Origin of the sequence: Citrobacter farmeri (assembly GCF_019048065.1) — a bacterium.
In the GTDB taxonomy this organism is placed as follows: domain Bacteria; phylum Pseudomonadota; class Gammaproteobacteria; order Enterobacterales; family Enterobacteriaceae; genus Citrobacter_A; species Citrobacter_A farmeri.
Genome location: NZ_CP077291.1, coordinates 3,862,440 through 3,880,553 on the forward strand (window position 1 = coordinate 3,862,440; position 18,114 = coordinate 3,880,553).

The 18,114-nt window shown below is 55.1% G+C and carries 12 protein-coding genes; 10 read left to right on the plus strand and 2 right to left on the minus strand.

Annotated features, from left to right (window positions below; translation table 11 throughout):
• Positions 1-72: 72 nt before the first annotated feature.
• Positions 73-951: an arabinose operon transcriptional regulator AraC gene (gene araC / locus I6L53_RS18105; protein ID WP_042323901.1), complete on the minus strand. Its 879-nt coding sequence runs from the start codon at positions 949-951 to the stop codon at positions 73-75.
• A gap of 339 nt (positions 952-1,290) precedes the next feature.
• Between araC and araB the strand changes: the two genes are divergently transcribed.
• The 6 genes from araB to rluA all read left to right on the plus strand — a co-directional run bounded on the left by araB (position 1,291) and on the right by rluA (position 11,450).
• Entirely contained in the window at positions 1,291-3,000 is a 1,710-nt protein-coding gene (araB, locus tag I6L53_RS18110) for a ribulokinase (protein WP_042323903.1), read from the plus strand.
• A gap of 10 nt (positions 3,001-3,010) precedes the next feature.
• A complete protein-coding gene (gene araA, locus I6L53_RS18115; protein ID WP_042323905.1) occupies positions 3,011-4,513 on the plus strand; it encodes an L-arabinose isomerase in 1,503 nt (500 codons plus the stop codon).
• A gap of 95 nt (positions 4,514-4,608) precedes the next feature.
• On the plus strand, positions 4,609-5,304 hold the full coding sequence (gene araD, locus I6L53_RS18120; protein ID WP_042323907.1) for an L-ribulose-5-phosphate 4-epimerase: 696 nt from the start codon (positions 4,609-4,611) through the stop codon (positions 5,302-5,304).
• Between the two features lie 84 nt (positions 5,305-5,388).
• A complete protein-coding gene (gene polB / locus I6L53_RS18125; protein WP_042323909.1) occupies positions 5,389-7,740 on the plus strand; it encodes a DNA polymerase II in 2,352 nt (783 codons plus the stop codon).
• Positions 7,741-7,872: 132 nt separating this feature from the next.
• Entirely contained in the window at positions 7,873-10,779 is a 2,907-nt protein-coding gene (gene rapA, locus I6L53_RS18130; protein WP_042323910.1) for an RNA polymerase-associated protein RapA, read from the plus strand.
• A gap of 11 nt (positions 10,780-10,790) precedes the next feature.
• Positions 10,791-11,450, plus strand: coding sequence for a bifunctional tRNA pseudouridine(32) synthase/23S rRNA pseudouridine(746) synthase RluA (rluA, locus tag I6L53_RS18135; protein ID WP_042323913.1), 660 nt, complete (start codon positions 10,791-10,793; stop codon positions 11,448-11,450).
• Positions 11,451-11,541: 91 nt separating this feature from the next.
• On the opposite strand, the gene djlA is transcribed toward rluA, so the two are convergent.
• Complete coding sequence (djlA, locus tag I6L53_RS18140) at positions 11,542-12,357, minus strand: co-chaperone DjlA (protein ID WP_042323916.1); 816 nt, start codon at positions 12,355-12,357, stop codon at positions 11,542-11,544.
• Positions 12,358-12,612: 255 nt separating this feature from the next.
• Between djlA and lptD the strand changes: the two genes are divergently transcribed.
• The 4 genes from lptD to rsmA are packed head-to-tail and all read left to right on the plus strand — an operon-like array spanning position 12,613 to position 18,114.
• Positions 12,613-14,967, plus strand: coding sequence for an LPS assembly protein LptD (gene lptD / locus I6L53_RS18145; protein ID WP_042323917.1), 2,355 nt, complete (start codon positions 12,613-12,615; stop codon positions 14,965-14,967).
• Between the two features lie 53 nt (positions 14,968-15,020).
• Entirely contained in the window at positions 15,021-16,307 is a 1,287-nt protein-coding gene (gene surA, locus I6L53_RS18150) for a peptidylprolyl isomerase SurA (protein WP_042323920.1), read from the plus strand.
• Positions 16,307-17,296, plus strand: a complete 990-nt coding sequence (gene pdxA / locus I6L53_RS18155) for a 4-hydroxythreonine-4-phosphate dehydrogenase PdxA (RefSeq protein WP_042323922.1) — start codon at positions 16,307-16,309, stop codon at positions 17,294-17,296. Before surA ends, pdxA begins: the two co-directional genes overlap by 1 nt.
• Positions 17,293-18,114 (plus strand): 16S rRNA (adenine(1518)-N(6)/adenine(1519)-N(6))-dimethyltransferase RsmA, encoded by an 822-nt coding sequence (rsmA, locus tag I6L53_RS18160; RefSeq protein ID WP_042323924.1) that lies wholly within the window; start codon positions 17,293-17,295, stop codon positions 18,112-18,114. Before pdxA ends, rsmA begins: the two co-directional genes overlap by 4 nt.

Here is an 18,114-nt window from a genome sequence, read left to right on the forward strand (position 1 = left end):
GATTTACGAAACAGGGATTCTGCTAACCCATCCCGGCTTCGTCAAGGCATCAATTGACTGAATAGTTACAGGTTATGACATCTTCACAGGCACATCATTCACTTTTTCTTCACAACCGGCGCGGAACTCGCTCGGGCTGGCACCGGTACATTTTTTAAAAACACGGGAGAAATAGAGTTGATCGTCGAACCCAACATTGCGTCCGACGGTGGCAATCGGCATGCGTGTTGTACTGAGCAGTAGTTTCGCCTGACTGATTCGCTGATCCTCACGCCAGCTCAATACGCTGATACCCAACTGTTGCCGGAACAGGTGAGACAGGCGCGATGGCGACAGGCAGACGTGCTGGGCAACGCTGGCAATATCAAAATGGCTGTCGGCCAGATGATCGCTGATGTACTGACAGGCATCGCGCACGCGGTTATCCATCGGCGGATGCAGCGACGCATTGACCGCTTCCATACGCCGCAGCAGTAACTGTTCCAGCAGGTTGATCGCCAGCAACTCACAGTAGCGACCTTCTCCCTGCCCGGCGCTTATGATCTGGCCGAACAGTTCATTAAAATGTGGCTGGTGCGCCTCGTCCGGACGAAAAAAACCGGTCTGTGCAAAGATCGACGGCCAGGTCAGCCACTCCTGCCAGTAAGCGCGGGGACGAAAGTAAACCCACTGGTGATACCATTCGCTGGCATCCGGGTGGCGTCCATAGTGATGAATTTCACCTGGCGGAAACAGCAAAATATCGCCCGGTCGGCACACAAACTCCCTGCCGTGATTTTTGATCACCCCTTCACCCCGGATCGTGAGGTTAAGGATATAGCCTTTCATCCCCAATGGTCTGTCGATAAAAAAATCCAGATATCCGTTGGCGTCTATCGGCGTTAAACCGGCAACCAGATGCGCGTTAAAGGAGTACCCCGGCAGGAGAGGGTCATTTTGTGGTTCAGCCATAATTTCACGACTCCCGAGGTTCAGTGAGGAAACAAATTGTCCATATTACGCGAGGCGACGTTATCTTCGCCCCGTCTCGCCGCCGCAATGCCATTGGTAGACCATCAACCCCGCTTGTGAAAAGCATTATGTAACAACTCCGAGCGATGACTGCGACAAAAACGGCTAACAAAAGTGTCTATAACTGGAGCAGAAATGTCCACATTGATTATTTGCACAGCGTCACACTTTGCGATGCCATAGCATTTTAATCCATAAGATTAGCGAATCCTGCCTGACGGTTTTTATCCCCACTCACTACTGTTTCTCCATACCCGTATTTCTGGATGGAGTAAGAGGATGGCAATTGCAATTGGCCTCGATTTTGGCAGTGATTCTGTACGCGCGCTGGCTGTGGAATGCGCCACCGGCGAAGAGATCGCCACCAGCGTAGAGTGGTACCCACGCTGGCAGGAAGGGCGTTATTGCGACGCACCGAACAACCGTTTCCGCCATCATCCGCGCGACTACATAGAATCAATGGAAGCCGCGCTGAAAAGCGTGCTGGCTGAACTGGGCGCGACGCAACGTGCAGAGGTCGTTGGGATTGGCGTCGACAGTACGGGCTCAACGCCTGCGCCAATTGACGCCGATGGAAACGTGCTGGCGCTCCGGGAAGAGTTCGCGGAAAACCCCAATGCGATGTTCGTCCTGTGGAAGGATCACACGTCAGTAGAAGAGGCCGAAGCGATTACCCGTCTGTGCCATACGCCGGGTAAGATCGATTACTCCCGCTACATCGGCGGTATTTACTCCAGTGAATGGTTCTGGGCAAAGATCCTTCATGTTACCCGCGAAGACAGCGCGGTTGCCCAGGCCGCCGTCTCCTGGATTGAACTGTGCGACTGGGTGCCTGCTCTGCTTTCTGGCACCACGCGTCCGCAGGATATCCGTCGGGGTCGCTGTAGCGCCGGGCATAAATCGCTGTGGCATGAAAGCTGGGGCGGTCTGCCACCCGCCAATTTCTTCGACGAACTCGATCCGCTGATTAACCAGCATTTGCAATATCCCCTGTTCACAGACACTTTCACCGCCGATTTGCCGGTTGGGACACTGTGCGCCGAGTGGGCACAGCGCCTCGGTCTGCCGGAAAACGTCGTCATCTCGGGTGGCGCGTTCGACTGCCACATGGGTGCCGTCGGCGCAGGTGCGCAGCCCAATGCGCTGGTGAAAGTGATTGGAACCTCAACCTGCGACATCCTGATAGCCGATAAACAGAGCGTCGGTGAGCGCGCCGTGAAAGGCATTTGCGGACAAGTCGATGGTAGCGTGGTGCCCGATTTTATCGGCCTGGAGGCGGGTCAGTCTGCCTTTGGCGATATCTACGCGTGGTTTGGACGCATTCTCGGCTGGCCGCTGGAGCAACTCGCCGCGCAGCACCCGGAACTGAAAGCGCAAATAAACGCCAGCCAGAAGCAACTGCTGCCGGCATTGACCGAAGCCTGGGCGAAGAACCCGTCGCTGGATCACCTGCCGGTGGTACTTGACTGGTTTAACGGTCGTCGTACGCCAAACGCAAACCAGCGTCTGAAAGGGGTGATGACCGATCTGAATCTTGCCACCGACGCCCCGGCGATGTTTGGCGGGCTGATCGCTGCGACCGCCTTTGGCGCACGGGCGATCATGGAATGCTTTACTGAACAAGGCATTGCGGTCAACAACGTGATGGCGTTGGGCGGCATCGCCCGGAAAAATAAGGTCATCATGCAGGCCTGCTGCGATGTGCTGAACCGTCCGCTACAAATCGTCGCCTCCGATCAGTGTTGCGCCCTCGGTGCAGCCATCTTCGCGGCCGTAGCGGCTAACGTGCATACCGATATTCCTGCGGCCCAGCGGAAAATGGCCAGCGCAGTGGAAAACACGCTGCAACCTCGCCCCGAACAGGCGCAACGTTTCGAACAGCTTTATCGCCGCTATCAGCAATGGTCGCTAAGCGCTGAGCAACATTATCTTCCGACTGCCACCCCGGTAAATACCGCGCCGGCTGACCAGGCAACCCTGACTCACTAAGGACACGACAATGACTATTTTTGATAACTATGAAGTGTGGTTTGTAATTGGCAGCCAGCATTTGTACGGCCCTGAAACGCTGCGTCAGGTGACTCAGCATGCTGAGCACGTCGTCAAGGCGCTGAATACCGAAGCCAAACTGCCCTGCAAGCTGGTGTTAAAACCGCTGGGGACCACACCCGATGAGATCACTGCCATTTGCCGTGACGCAAACTATGACGAACGCTGTGCGGGTCTGGTGGTCTGGCTGCATACCTTCTCTCCGGCCAAAATGTGGATCAACGGCCTGACGACGCTCAACAAACCCCTGCTGCAATTCCACACTCAGTTCAATGCCGCCCTGCCGTGGGACAGCATTGATATGGACTTTATGAACCTGAACCAGACCGCGCACGGCGGTCGTGAGTTCGGTTTCATTGGCGCACGTATGCGCCAACAGCACGCGGTAGTGACCGGTCACTGGCAGGACCCACAGGCGCAGCAGCGTATCGGCTCCTGGATACGCCATGCAGTATCGAAACAGGATACCCGTCATCTGAAAGTGTGCCGTTTTGGCGATAATATGCGTGAAGTGGCGGTCACCGATGGCGATAAAGTCGCTGCGCAGATCAAGTTCGGTTTCTCAGTCAACACCTGGGCAGTCGGCGATCTCGTGCAGGTGGTCAATTCCATCAGCGACGGTGACATTAACGCCCTGATTGATGAATACGAAAGCAGCTATACCCTGACCGCCGCCACGCAGGTTCACGGCGATAAACGCCAGAACGTGCTGGAAGCGGCGCGTATCGAGTTGGGCATGAAGCGCTTTCTGGAACAGGGCGGCTTCCATGCCTTCACCACCACCTTTGAAGATTTACACGGTCTGAAACAGCTTCCGGGTCTGGCCGTACAGCGCCTGATGCAGCAGGGCTATGGCTTTGCCGGCGAAGGCGACTGGAAAACCGCCGCTCTGCTTCGCATCATGAAAGTGATGTCAACCGGTCTGCAGGGCGGCACCTCTTTTATGGAGGATTACACTTATCACTTCGAAAAAGGCAACGATCTGGTACTCGGCTCCCATATGCTGGAAGTCTGCCCGACCATCGCCGTGGAAGACAAACCAATCCTTGACGTCCAGCATCTCGGTATTGGCGGTAAAGACGCCCCTGCCCGCCTGATTTTCAACACCCAAACGGGTCCGGCGATCGTTGCCAGCCTGATCGACCTCGGCGATCGCTATCGTCTACTGGTCAACTGCATCGACACCGTGAAAACCCCGCACTCGCTACCGAAACTGCCCGTCGCGAACGCGCTGTGGAAAGCGCAGCCGGATCTGCCGACCGCGTCTGAAGCGTGGATCCTCGCCGGCGGCGCGCATCATACCGTCTTCAGTCATGCGTTAGATCTGAACGACATGCGTCAATTCGCCGAAATGCACGATATCGAAATCACCGTGATTGATAACGATACGCGCCTGCCCGCCTTCAAGGACGCACTGCGCTGGAACGAAGTGTATTACGGCTTTAAACGTTAAGCGAATGGTTGCCTGATGGCGTTTTGCTTATCAGGCCTACATCTCTGCGTAGGCCTGATAAGGCGTTTACGCCCTCATCAGGCAGGGAGAAAAACATGCTAGAAGATCTCAAACGTCAGGTGCTGGAAGCGAATCTGGCACTGCCAACGCACAACCTGGTCACCCTCACCTGGGGGAACGTCAGCGCGGTCGATCGCGAGCGCGGCGTCTTTGTGATTAAACCTTCCGGCGTCGATTACAGCGTGATGACCGCAGAAGATATGGTGGTTGTCAGCATCGCGACGGGTGAAGTGGTTGAAGGTAAGAAAAAGCCGTCGTCCGATACGCCGACGCACCGTCTGCTGTACCAGGCTTTTTCCACTATTGGCGGTATCGTGCATACCCATTCGCGCCACGCAACCATCTGGGCGCAGGCCGGGCAGTCTATTCCGGCAACGGGGACGACGCACGCCGACTATTTCTATGGCGCCATTCCCTGCACCCGCAAAATGACTGACAGCGAAATCAACGGCGAGTATGAATGGGAAACCGGCAACGTGATTGTCGAAACGTTTGCAAAACAGGGCATCGACGCCGCACAGATGCCAGGGGTGCTGGTGCATTCACACGGTCCCTTCGCATGGGGGAAAAACGCCGAAGACGCTGTGCATAACGCCATCGTCTTAGAAGAGGTCGCCTATATGGGCATATTCTGCCGCCAGCTCGCGCCGCAATTACCGGATATGCAGCAGACGCTGCTGGATAAACATTACCTGCGCAAGCACGGGGCGAAAGCCTATTACGGGCAGTAGCTGCGTTAATAACTGTATAAAACCCCAGCAAAACACGTTGAACCAGGCTATAATCATGCCTGGTTTTTTTGATGGATAAACAGCGTGGCGCAGGCAGGTTTTATCTTAACCCGGCACTGGCGGGATACATCGCAGGGAACAGAAGTCGCCTTCTGGCTGGCAACAGACAGCGGGCCTTTGCAGGTCACGCTTGCGCCGCAGGAATCCGTTGCGTTTATCCCCACCGCGCTTACCGCTCGCGTCACGTCGCTATTAAGCAGTGAAAATGGCTACCGCCTGACGCCGCTCAACCTCAAGGATTTTCATCGTCAGCCGGTTTCTGGTCTTTACTGCCGTTCGCATCGCCAGCTAATGCGTCTGGAAAAGCTGTTGCGTGAGAACGGCGTGACGGTTTATGAGGGCGATGTGCGCCCGCCAGAGCGCTACCTGATGGAACGCTTTATCACCTCGCCAGTGTGGGTTGAAGGTGAGAGCCGCAACGGGGCGATCGTTAACGCGCGATTAAAACCCCATCCCGACTATCGTCCGCCGCTCAAGTGGCTTTCTCTGGACATTGAGACCACCCGCCACGGAGAATTGTACTGCATTGGGCTTGAAGGCTGCGGGCAGCGCGTTGTCTATATGCTCGGCCCCGAAAATGGCGAAGCGTCAACGCTCGACTTCCAGCTTGAGTACGTCAACAGTCGCCCACAACTGCTGGAAAAGCTGAACGAATGGATTGCCCGCCACGATCCCGACCTCATCATCGGCTGGAATCTGGTGCAGTTCGACCTGCGCGTGTTGCAAAAACATGCTGAGCGCTACCGTATCCCGCTGCGTTTTGGCCGCGATAACAGCGAACTCGAGTGGCGTGAGCACGGTTTTAAAAACGGCGTTTTTTTCGCCCAGGCCAGGGGTCGGCTGATTATTGACGGTATTGAAGCGCTGAAATCTGCCTTCTGGAATTTCTCGTCGTTTTCGCTGGAGACCGTTTCGCAGGAACTCCTCGGAGAAGGCAAATCGATCGATAATCCATGGGATCGCATGGATGAGATCGACAGGCGTTTTGCCGAGGATAAACCCGCACTCGCCACGTATAATCTGAAAGATTGTGAGCTGGTGACGCGGATCTTTCATAAAACCGAGATCGTGCCGTTCCTGTTAGAGCGTTCCACGGTCAATGGATTACCTGTCGATCGTCACGGCGGTTCGGTCGCCGCCTTCGGTCATCTCTATTTTCCGCGCATGCACCGCGCCGGGTACGTCGCGCCAAACCTCGGTGAAGTCCCGCCTCATGCCAGCCCCGGCGGTTATGTGATGGATTCGCGTCCAGGATTATATGATTCCGTGCTGGTACTGGATTACAAAAGCCTGTACCCCTCGATCATTCGCACTTTTTTGATCGACCCTGTCGGTCTGGTGGAAGGGATGGCACACCCGGATCCCGAACACAGTACCGAAGGATTCCTCGACGCCTGGTTCTCACGGGAAAAACACTGCCTGCCGGAGATCGTGACGAACATCTGGCACGGTCGCGACGACGCCAAACGACACGGCAACAAACCACTTTCACAGGCGTTGAAGATCATCATGAATGCCTTTTACGGCGTGCTCGGCACAACGGCCTGCCGTTTCTTTGATCCACGTCTGGCCTCGTCGATCACCATGCGCGGTCACGCGATCATGCGCCAGACCAAAGCGCTCATTGAAGCCCAGGGGTATGACGTGATTTATGGCGACACTGACTCCACCTTCGTCTGGCTAAAACGCGCTCATACGGAAGAGGAAGCCGCGAAAATTGGCCGGTCATTAGTGGAGCACGTCAACACCTGGTGGGCACAGTCGCTCCAGGAGAAGAACCTCACCAGCGCACTGGAGCTGGAGTATGAAACGCATTTCTGCCGTTTTCTGATGCCCACCATCCGTGGCGCGGATACCGGCAGTAAAAAACGCTACGCGGGCCTGATTCAGGAAGGAGAGCGCCAGCGGATGGTGTTTAAAGGTCTGGAAACCGTGCGTACCGACTGGACGCCGCTGGCGCAACAGTTTCAGCAGGAGTTGTACCTGCGCATTTTTCGTCACGAGCCGTATCAGGATTACGTACGCGACACCATTGCCCGGCTGATGGCAGGTGAACTGGACGATCGTCTGGTCTATCGCAAGCGTCTGCGTCGACCATTGAGCGAGTACCAGCGCAACGTGCCGCCGCACGTGCGTGCCGCCAGGCTAGCCGACGAAGAAAACCTGAAACGGGGACGTGCGGCGCAGTACCAGAACCGCGGCACCATCCACTATGTCTGGACCCTGAACGGCCCGGAGCCGAGGGATTATCAACACTCGCCGCTGGATTATGAACACTACCTGACGCGTCAGCTTCAGCCCGTCGCGGAAGGAATTCTTCCCTTCATTGATGATAACTTTGCTACACTACTGACAGGCCAATTAGGGTTATTTTGACGCGTGACGAATCCATCGCCATCCATTACCATAGCGCCCTTTCCATTCCTGGACCCAATAATACTTGCTGCCATCTTTTTTCCTGGCAGAGGGTGATTATTGCCTGAATTAAAGAAATAGAGCCGAACAAATATGCCTTTTACACTTGGTCAACGCTGGATCAGCGATACAGAAAGCGAACTGGGACTTGGAACCGTTGTCGCCATGGATGCGCGCACCGTCACTTTGCTTTTCCCCTCCACCGGTGAAAACCGTCTGTATGCACGCAGTGACTCCCCCGTGACCCGCGTGATGTTCAACCCTGGCGACACCATTACCAGTCATGAAGGCTGGCAGCTGCAAATCGATGAAGTAAAAGAAGAAAACGGTTTGCTTGCCTACATTGGTACCCGTCTTGATACCGAAGAAGCTGGCGTAACGCTGCGTGAAGTTCTGCTCGACAGTAAGCTGGCTTTCAGTAAACCGCAGGATCGTCTCTTTGCCGGTCAGATTGACCGTATGGACCGGTTTGCGCTGCGCTATCGCGCACGTAAATTTCAGAGCGAACAGTACCGTATGCCGTGGAGCGGTCTGCGCGGGCAGCGCACCAGTCTGATCCCTCACCAGTTGAACATTGCCCATGACGTGGGTCGTCGCCATGCGCCGCGCGTACTGCTGGCAGATGAAGTGGGTCTGGGGAAAACCATTGAAGCCGGGATGATCCTGCATCAGCAACTGCTTTCCGGCGCGGCTGAACGCGTGCTGATCATTGTGCCGGAAACCTTGCAGCATCAGTGGCTGGTCGAAATGCTGCGCCGTTTTAACCTGCGTTTCGCCCTGTTTGACGACGAACGCTACGCAGAAGCGCAGCACGATGCGCTGAACCCGTTTGACACCGAGCAACTGGTTATCTGTTCACTGGATTTCGCCCGCCGCAACAAACAGCGCCTGGAACATCTGTGTGATGCCGAGTGGGATCTGCTCGTTGTCGATGAAGCCCATCACCTTGTGTGGAGCGAAGAAACGCCAAGCCGCGAGTACCTGGCGATTGAACAACTGGCAGAACGTGTGCCAGGCGTACTGTTGCTGACCGCTACCCCGGAACAACTGGGTATGGAAAGCCACTTTGCGCGTCTGCGCCTGCTGGATCCCAATCGCTTCCACGATTTCGCACAATTTGTCGAAGAGCAGAAAAACTACCGTCCGGTTGCCGACGCCGTCGCCATGCTGCTGGCGGGAAACAAACTCAGCAATGAAGAGCTCAACATGCTGGGGGAACTGATCGGCGAACAAGATATAGAGCCGCTGCTGCAAACCGCGAACAGTGACCGCGACGGTGCGCAGAACGCGCGTCAGGAACTGGTCTCCATGCTGATGGACCGTCACGGCACCAGTCGCGTGCTGTTCCGTAACACCCGTAACGGCGTAAAAGGTTTCCCGAAACGCGAACTGCACACCATTAAGCTGCCGCTGCCGACGCAGTATCAGACTGCCATTAAAGTGTCCGGCATCATGGGTGCCCGCAAAAACGCCGAAGACAGAGCGCGCGATATGCTCTATCCGGAACAGATTTATCAGGAATTTGAAGGTGATACCGGCACCTGGTGGAACTTCGACCCGCGCGTTGAATGGCTGATGGGCTACCTGACCAGCCATCGCTCGCAGAAAGTGCTGGTGATCTGCGCGAAAGCGACAACCGCCCTGCAACTGGAGCAAGTGCTGCGCGAACGTGAAGGTATCCGCGCCGCCGTTTTCCATGAAGGCATGTCGATTATCGAGCGCGACCGTGCCGCCGCCTGGTTTGGTGAAGAGGACAGCGGCGCACAGGTGCTGTTGTGTTCAGAAATCGGTTCGGAAGGACGTAACTTCCAGTTTGCCAGCAACCTGGTGATGTTCGACCTGCCGTTTAACCCGGATCTGCTGGAACAGCGTATTGGCCGTCTCGACCGTATCGGTCAGGCGCACGATATCCAAATCCACGTCCCCTATTTAGAGAAAACGGCCCAGTCGGTGCTGGTTCGCTGGTATCACGAAGGTCTGGATGCGTTCGAACATACCTGCCCGACCGGTCGCGCCATCTATGACACGGTCTACAGCAACCTGATCAACTATCTGGCGGCACCCGAAGAGACCGATGGCTTTGATGAGCTGATCAAAACCTGTCGCGAACAGCATGAAGCTCTGAAGGCTCAACTGGAACAGGGCCGCGACCGTCTGCTGGAGATCCACTCCAACGGCGGTGAAAAAGCGCAACAACTGGCTGAAAGTATCGAAGAGCAGGACGACGACACAAGCCTTATCGCCTTTGCCATGAACCTGTTTGATATCGTGGGAATTAACCAGGACGATCGCGGCGAAAATCTGATTGTGCTGACCCCATCCGATCACATGCTGGTTCCGGATTTCCCGGGCCTGCCGGAAGACGGCTGCACCATTACCTTTGAGCGTGACGTGGCGCTGTCGCGTGAAGATGCCCAGTTTATTACCTGGGAACACCCGCTGATTCGTAACGGTCTGGACCTTATCCTCTCTGGCGATACCGGCAGCAGCACCATATCGTTGCTGAAAAACAAAGCCTTACCGGTTGGAACGCTGCTGCTGGAACTGGTGTATGTTGTTGAAGCGCAGGCGCCGAAACAGCTTCAGCTCAACCGCTTCCTGCCGCCGACTCCGGTTCGTATGCTGCTGGATAAAAACGGTAATAACCTCGCCGCGCAGGTGGAGTTTGAAACCTTTAACCGCCAGTTGAGCGCCGTTAACCGTCACACCGGCAGCAAGCTGGTTAACGCGGTGCAGCAGGATGTTCATGCGATCCTGCAGCTGGGTGAGGCGCAGGTTGAAAAGTCAGCCCGTGCCCTGATTGACGCTGCGCGTAATGAAGCGGATGAAAAACTGTCTGCCGAACTGTCACGCCTGGAAGCGCTGCGCGCCGTCAATCCTAACATTCGTGATGACGAACTCGCGGCGATTGAGAGCAACCGTCAGCAGGTGTTGGAAAGCCTGAATCAGGCGGGATGGCGTCTGGATGCGCTGCGTCTTATCGTCGTCACACATCAGTAACGGAGTCGAATATGGGGATGGAAAACTACAATCCGCCGCAGGATCCCTGGCTGGTGATCCTGTATCAGGATGAGCACATTATGGTGGTCAACAAGCCGAGTGGCCTGTTGTCTGTGCCGGGGCGTCTTGAAGAACATAAAGACAGCGTGATGACGCGTATTCAACGCGACTATCCTCTGGCGGAATCTGTGCATCGTCTGGATATGGCGACCAGCGGCGTGATTGTAGTGGCCCTCACCAAAGCGGCAGAACGGGAGTTGAAGCGTCAGTTTCGCGAGCGCGAGCCGAAAAAACAGTATGTGGCGCGGGTATGGGGACATCCCGCGCCCGCAGAAGGACTGGTGGATTTACCGCTGATCTGCGACTGGCCGAATCGCCCGAAACAAAAAGTGTGTTATGAAACCGGCAAAGCGGCGCAGACTGAATATGAAGTGGTAGAGTTTGCGGCAGATAACACCGCGCGGGTGGTGTTGAAGCCCGTCACCGGGCGTTCACATCAACTGCGCGTCCATATGCTGGCGTTAGGTCACCCGATCCTCGGCGACCGTTTTTATGCGCCGCCCGACGCGCTGGCAATGGCCCCCCGACTTCAGTTGCATGCCGAAATGCTGACCATCACCCATCCCGCCTATGGCAACAGCATGACGTTTAAAGCGCCGGCGGATTTCTAACAATAATGCCTGATGGCGCTACGCTTATCAGGCCTACGTTCGGGCATTGTAAGCCGGATAAGACGCGTTGCGTCGCCATCCGGCAAAACCATTATTTAAAGCCTTTCTGTTCTTTGATCAGCTCGTAAGCCTTCTGAATTTCCTGCGCTTTTTGCTTCGCCATCTCCATCATTTCGGGTGGCAGACCTTTCGCCACCAGCTTATCCGGATGATGCTCGCTCATCTGCTTACGGTAAGCGCGCTTAATGGTCGTCGCATCGTCGGTGGGTTTAACCCCCAGTACGTTGCAGGCATCCTCCAGCGTCGGGCCGCGCTGCGCCTGCTGCCAGCCGCTGCCGCCGGACTGCTGCTGATAACCACCACCAAACTGCGCGCCCCCCTGCATCATACGCAGGAACTGATCGAACTGAGTACGGGAAATGCCCAGTTCTTCGGCAATCACATACAGCACTTCACGCTCGTTGGGATGTAGTGAACCGTCAGCAAACGCCGCCTGAATCTGAATTTCGAGAAACATGCGGATAAGATCGAAACGACCAAAACAGACGCTACGAAACTGGCGCATTTTTTCACGTAACGGGTAATTATCTGATTTTCCGATGCGGAACGCATTTTGCGCAGCCGATCGTGATTCACCGTGTAAATTCATCCTGTCCATCAGCACATTAGCGACATGGATATCCGCTTCGGTGACGCGCCCTTTCGATTTGGTTAAGTGCCCCATCACCTCAAAGGTGGTGGCAAAAAACAGCGCCTGACGCTCACGCTGGTTGGCAAACCACGCCATTTTCCGGCTGCGGGCCTTATCGAACATGTGGCCGATCAACAGCCCCAGAACCACGCCCCAAAAGCCGCCGCCCATGAGCAGTGCCATGGCCACGCCAATTATTTTTCCCCAGTACTGCATAGACTCCCCAATTTGTCTCACTCCCGGTGAGGCCAGGTCCCACAAAATAAGCGGCTTTTTACGATCTTCCCGCTACGGTCAATTGTGGGACATCGCCTATAATTTGCATTATCATACCTGTCATTCACAGCCGTGACTAACACCACAGACGCTATAGCGGCAGGATTAACACTAGCGCTAAGAACATGAGTAAGTTAGGCTGTGGCGGTTTGTCACGCGCGACGCTACTGATGATGGAACAATAAAATACAACGTATGAAAAAACGTATTCCCACCCTCCTGGCCACCATGATTGCCACAGCCCTTTACAGTCAACAGGGTCTGGCAGCCAGTCTCGCCTCACAATGTATGTTAGGCGTGCCAAGCTATGACCGTCCTCTGGTGCAGGGCGAGACAAATGAACTCCCCGTCACGATTAATGCCGATCACGCGAAAGGGAATTACCCCGATGATGCGGTGTTTACCGGCAATGTGGACATCATGCAGGGCAACAGTCGCCTACAGGCCGATGAGGTTCAGCTTCATCAGAAAGAGGCGCAGGGTCAGCCTGAGCCCGTGCGCACCGTCGACGCGCTCGGCAACGTTCATTACGATGACAACCAGGTTATCCTGAAAGGGCCGAAGGGTTGGGCGAACCTAAACACCAAAGATACCAACGTCTGGGAAGGTGACTACCAGATGGTGGGCCGTCAGGGGCGTGGTAAAGCCGACTTAATGAAACAGCGCGGTGAGAACCGCTATACCATTCTTGAGAACGGGACCTTCACCTCCTGTCTGCCGGGTTCTGATACCTGGAGCGTCGTCGGTAGCGAAGTAATTCACGACCGCGAAGAGCAGGTCGCAGAAATCTGGAACGCCCGCTTTAAGCTGGGTCCGGTTCCTGTTTTTTACAGTCCGTATTTGCAGTTGCCGGTGGGGGATAAACGCCGCTCCGGTTTCTTGATCCCGAACGCCAAATATACGTCGAAGAACTATTTTGAGTTCTATCTGCCATATTACTGGAACATCGCGCCAAACATGGATGCGACCCTGACGCCGCACTATATGCACCGTCGTGGCGGGGTGATGTGGGAGAACGAATTCCGTTACCTGAGTCAGGCGGGTGCCGGCATAATGGAGTTCGACTATCTCAATTCCGATCGCGTCTACAGCGATGAACATCCGAAAGACGACAACTCACGCCGCTGGTTGTTTTACTGGCAACATTCAGGCGTGATGGACCAGGTGTGGCGCTTCAACGTCGACTACACCAAGGTCAGCGACTCCACATACTTTAATGATTTCGATAACAAGTACGGTTCCAGTACCGACGGTTATGCCACACAGAAATTCAGCGTTGGCTACGCGGTACAGAACTTTGACGCGACGGTTTCAACCAAGCAGTTCCAGGTGTTCGATACGGCAAACAGCAACAGCTATTCTGCGCAGCCGCAGTTAGACGTCAACTTCTATCAGAACGATCTGGGTCCTTTCGATACCCGTATTTACGGTCAGGCCGTGCATTTTGTGAATACCAATGACAACATGCCGGAAGCAACGCGTCTGCACCTGGAGCCGACCATCAACCTGCCGCTGTCGAATCAGTGGGGCAGCGTCAACACCGAAGCAAAGCTGCTGGCGACCCACTATCAGCAGACCAATCTGAAATGGTATAACGCCAACTATGCGACAGATCTTGATGATTCCGCCAACCGCGTAATGCCGCAGTTTAAAGTCGACGGCAAGATGGTGTTTGAACGTGATATGAATATGCTCGCGCCGGGTTACACCCAGACGCTGGAGCCGCGCGCGCAGTATCTGTATGTGCCGTATCGCGACCAGAGCAGCATTTACAACTACGACTCTTCCCTGCTGCAATCTGACTATACCGGCCTGTTCCGCGATCGTAGCTATGGCGGCCTGGACCGTATTGCTTCCGCTAACCAGGTCACGACTGGCGTCACATCTCGCGTATATGATGACGCGGCGGTTGAACGTTTTAACGTTTCTGTTGGTCAAATCTACTATTTCACGGAGTCTCGCACTGGCGATGACAATATCCAATGGGAGAAAGATGACCAAACGGGTTCACTGGTATGGGCAGGAGATACCTACTGGCGTATTTCGGAACGCTGGGGTCTGCGCGGCGGTATTCAGTACGACACCCGTCTGGATAGCGTCGCCACCAGTAGCTCCAGTATTGAATACCGTCGTGATGAAGATCGTCTGGTGCAGTTGAACTATCGTTACGCCAGCCCGGAGTATATTCAGGCGACGTTGCCAGCAAGATATTCTACAGCAGAACAGTACAAGAACGGGATCAACCAGGTCGGTACCGTTGCCAGTTGGCCGATCGCTGACCGCTGGTCCATTGTTGGTGCTTACTACTACGATACCAACGTGAACAAAGCTGCCGACCAGATGTTAGGCGTGCAGTACAACTCCTGCTGTTATGCCATTCGCGTCGGTTACGAGCGTAAGCTGAACGGTTGGGATAGCAATAAAGAACACGCGGTATATGACAACGTGATTGGCTTTAACATCGAACTTCGTGGCCTGAGCTCCAACTATGGCCTCGGCACGAAAGAGATGTTGCGTTCCAACATTTTGCCGTATCAAAACTCTTTGTGATCTGATTGATTTACCACGTAATCCGCAGTGCGGTTAATTGAAATGGAAAAAGTATGAAGAACTGGAAAACGCTGCTTCTCGGTATCGCCATGATCGCGAATACCAGTTTCGCTGCCCCGCAGGTAGTCGATAAAGTCGCAGCCGTCGTAAATAACGGTGTCGTACTGGAAAGCGATGTTGATGGCCTGATGCAGTCTGTCAAACTGAACGCCAACCAGGCAGGTCAACAACTCCCGGACGATGCTACGTTGCGTCATCAGATCCTGGAACGTCTGATCATGGATCAGATTGTCCTGCAGATGGGTCAGAAGATGGGCGTAAAAATCTCTGACGAACAGCTTGATCAGGCAATTGCCAATATCGCAAAACAGAACAACATGACGTTGGATCAGATGCGCAGCCGTCTGGCTTACGATGGTCTGAGCTACTCAACCTATCGTAATCAGATCCGTAAAGAGATGATCATCTCTGAAGTGCGCAATAACGAAGTGCGCCGCCGCGTGACGATCCTGCCGCAGGAAGTCGACGCGCTGGCGCAGCAGGTTGGCAATCAAAATGATGCCAGTACTGAGCTGAACCTGAGCCACATCCTGATCCCACTGCCAGAAAACCCAACGTCTGACCAGGTGAACGAAGCGGAATCCCAGGCGCGTTCCATTGTTGATCAAGCCCGTAACGGCAACGACTTCGGAAAACTGGCGATCACCTATTCTGCCGATCAGCAGGCGCTGAAAGGCGGCCAGATGGGCTGGGGCCGTATTCAGGAACTGCCGGGCATTTTTGCCCAGGCGCTGAGCACCGCGAAGAAAGGTGACATTGTTGGCCCGATTCGTTCCGGTGTCGGTTTCCATATCCTGAAAGTGAACGATATGCGCGGCCAGAGCCAGAGCATCTCCGTGACCGAAGTGCATGCTCGTCATATTCTGCTCAAGCCGTCGCCGATCATGACCGATCAGCAGGCGCGTCTGAAGCTTGAACAGATCGCAGCAGATATTAAGAGCGGTAAAACCACCTTTGCTGCGGCAGCGAAAGAGTTCTCTCAGGATCCAGGCTCAGCTAACCAGGGCGGCGATCTGGGCTGGGCTGCTGCGGATATTTTCGATCCGGCATTCCGCGATGCGTTAACCCGCATGAGCAAAGGCCAGATGAGCGCACCGGTGCACTCCTCTTTCGGCTGGCACCTGATCGAACTGCTGGATACGCGTAACGTCGATAAAACCGACGCCGCGCAGAAAGATCGTGCTTACCGTATGCTGATGAACCGGAAGTTCTCAGAAGAAGCCGCAACCTGGATGCAGGAACAGCGCGCCAGCGCTTACGTTAAAATCCTGAGCAATTAATGACGGTTGCTCAACGCGTAGCGATCACTCCCGGCGAGCCCGCCGGGATTGGTCCGGATCTCGTCGTTCAACTTGCCCAGCGCGACTGGCCAGTTGAACTGGTGGTCTGTGCCGACGCCGCGGTACTGGCCGACCGGGCGGCAATGCTTGGTCTTCCCCTCACGCTACTCCCTTACACCCCGCAAAGCCCTGCTAAACCGCAGACTGCCGGCACGCTTACGCTGTTACCGGTCGCGCTTCATGCGCCTGTCGTTCCTGGGCAGCTGGCCGTGGAGAATGGCGAGTATGTGGTGCAGACGCTGGCCCGCGCCTGTGACGGTTGTTTGCAGGGCGAATTTGCCGCGCTGATTACGGGTCCCGTTCATAAAGGCGTTATCAACGACGCGGGCGTGCCTTTCACCGGTCACACCGAGTTTTTTGAAGAGCGCTCCCAGGCAAAAAAAGTAGTGATGATGCTGGCGACCGAAGAGTTACGCGTCGCGCTGGCGACCACCCATCTGCCACTGCGCGACGTCGCTGACGCCATTACGCCAGCGCTGCTGCATGAGGTGATTGGCATCCTGCATCACGATCTGCGCACCAAATTCGGTGTGGACGATCCGCGCGTGCTGGTTTGTGGTCTGAACCCACATGCCGGTGAAGGGGGGCATATGGGCAGCGAAGAGATCGACACGATCGTTCCGGTGCTCGACACATTACGCGCGCAGGGGATGAAGTTAGTCGGCCCACTGCCGGCGGACACGCTGTTTCAGGCGAAATATCTGCAACATGCCGATGCTGTGCTGGCAATGTACCACGATCAGGGCCTCCCCGTGCTAAAATACCAGGGATTTGGTCGCGGCGTGAATATCACGCTGGGCCTGCCCTTTATTCGTACCTCGGTTGACCACGGCACCGCGCTTGAACTGGCGGGTCGGGGTGAAGCTGATGTCGGCAGTTTTATTACGGCGCTTAATCTCGCCATCAAAATGATTGTTAATACCCAATGAATAATCGAGTCCATCAGGGCCATTTAGCCCGTAAACGTTTCGGGCAAAACTTCCTCAACGATCAGTTTGTGATCGACAGTATTGTCTCCGCCATTAACCCACAAAAGGGTCAGGCGATGGTCGAAATCGGCCCCGGTCTGGCGGCGCTGACGGAGCCGGTAGGCGAACGTCTGGATGCGCTGACGGTCATTGAACTTGACCGCGATCTGGCCGCACGCCTGCAAACGCACCCCTTCCTGGGCCCCAAACTGACAATCTATCAGCAAGACGCCATGACCATGAATTTTGGCGAATTATCTGAAAAGATGGGGCAACCGCTACGCGTGTTCGGCAACCTGCCCTATAACATCTCTACCCCGCTGATGTTCCACCTGTTTAGCTATACTGATGCCATTGCTGATATGCACTTTATGTTGCAGAAAGAGGTGGTCAATCGACTGGTTGCAGGACCAAACAGTAAGGCGTATGGTCGCTTAAGCGTGATGGCGCAGTATTATTGCAACATAATTCCAGTGCTTGAAGTTCCGCCATCCGCCTTCACACCGCCGCCAAAAGTGGATTCCGCCGTGGTGCGCCTGGTGCCGCATACTACGATGCCCTACCCGGTAAAAGATATTCGCCTGTTGAGCCGCATCACCACAGAAGCGTTCAACCAGCGCCGTAAAACGATTCGTAATAGCCTCGGCAATCTGTTCAGCGTTGAGGTCTTAACGGAACTGGGTATTGACCCGGCAATGCGAGCGGAAAATATCTCTGTCGCGCAGTACTGCCAGATGGCGAACTATCTGTCAGAAAACGCGCCATCGAAGGAGAGTTAA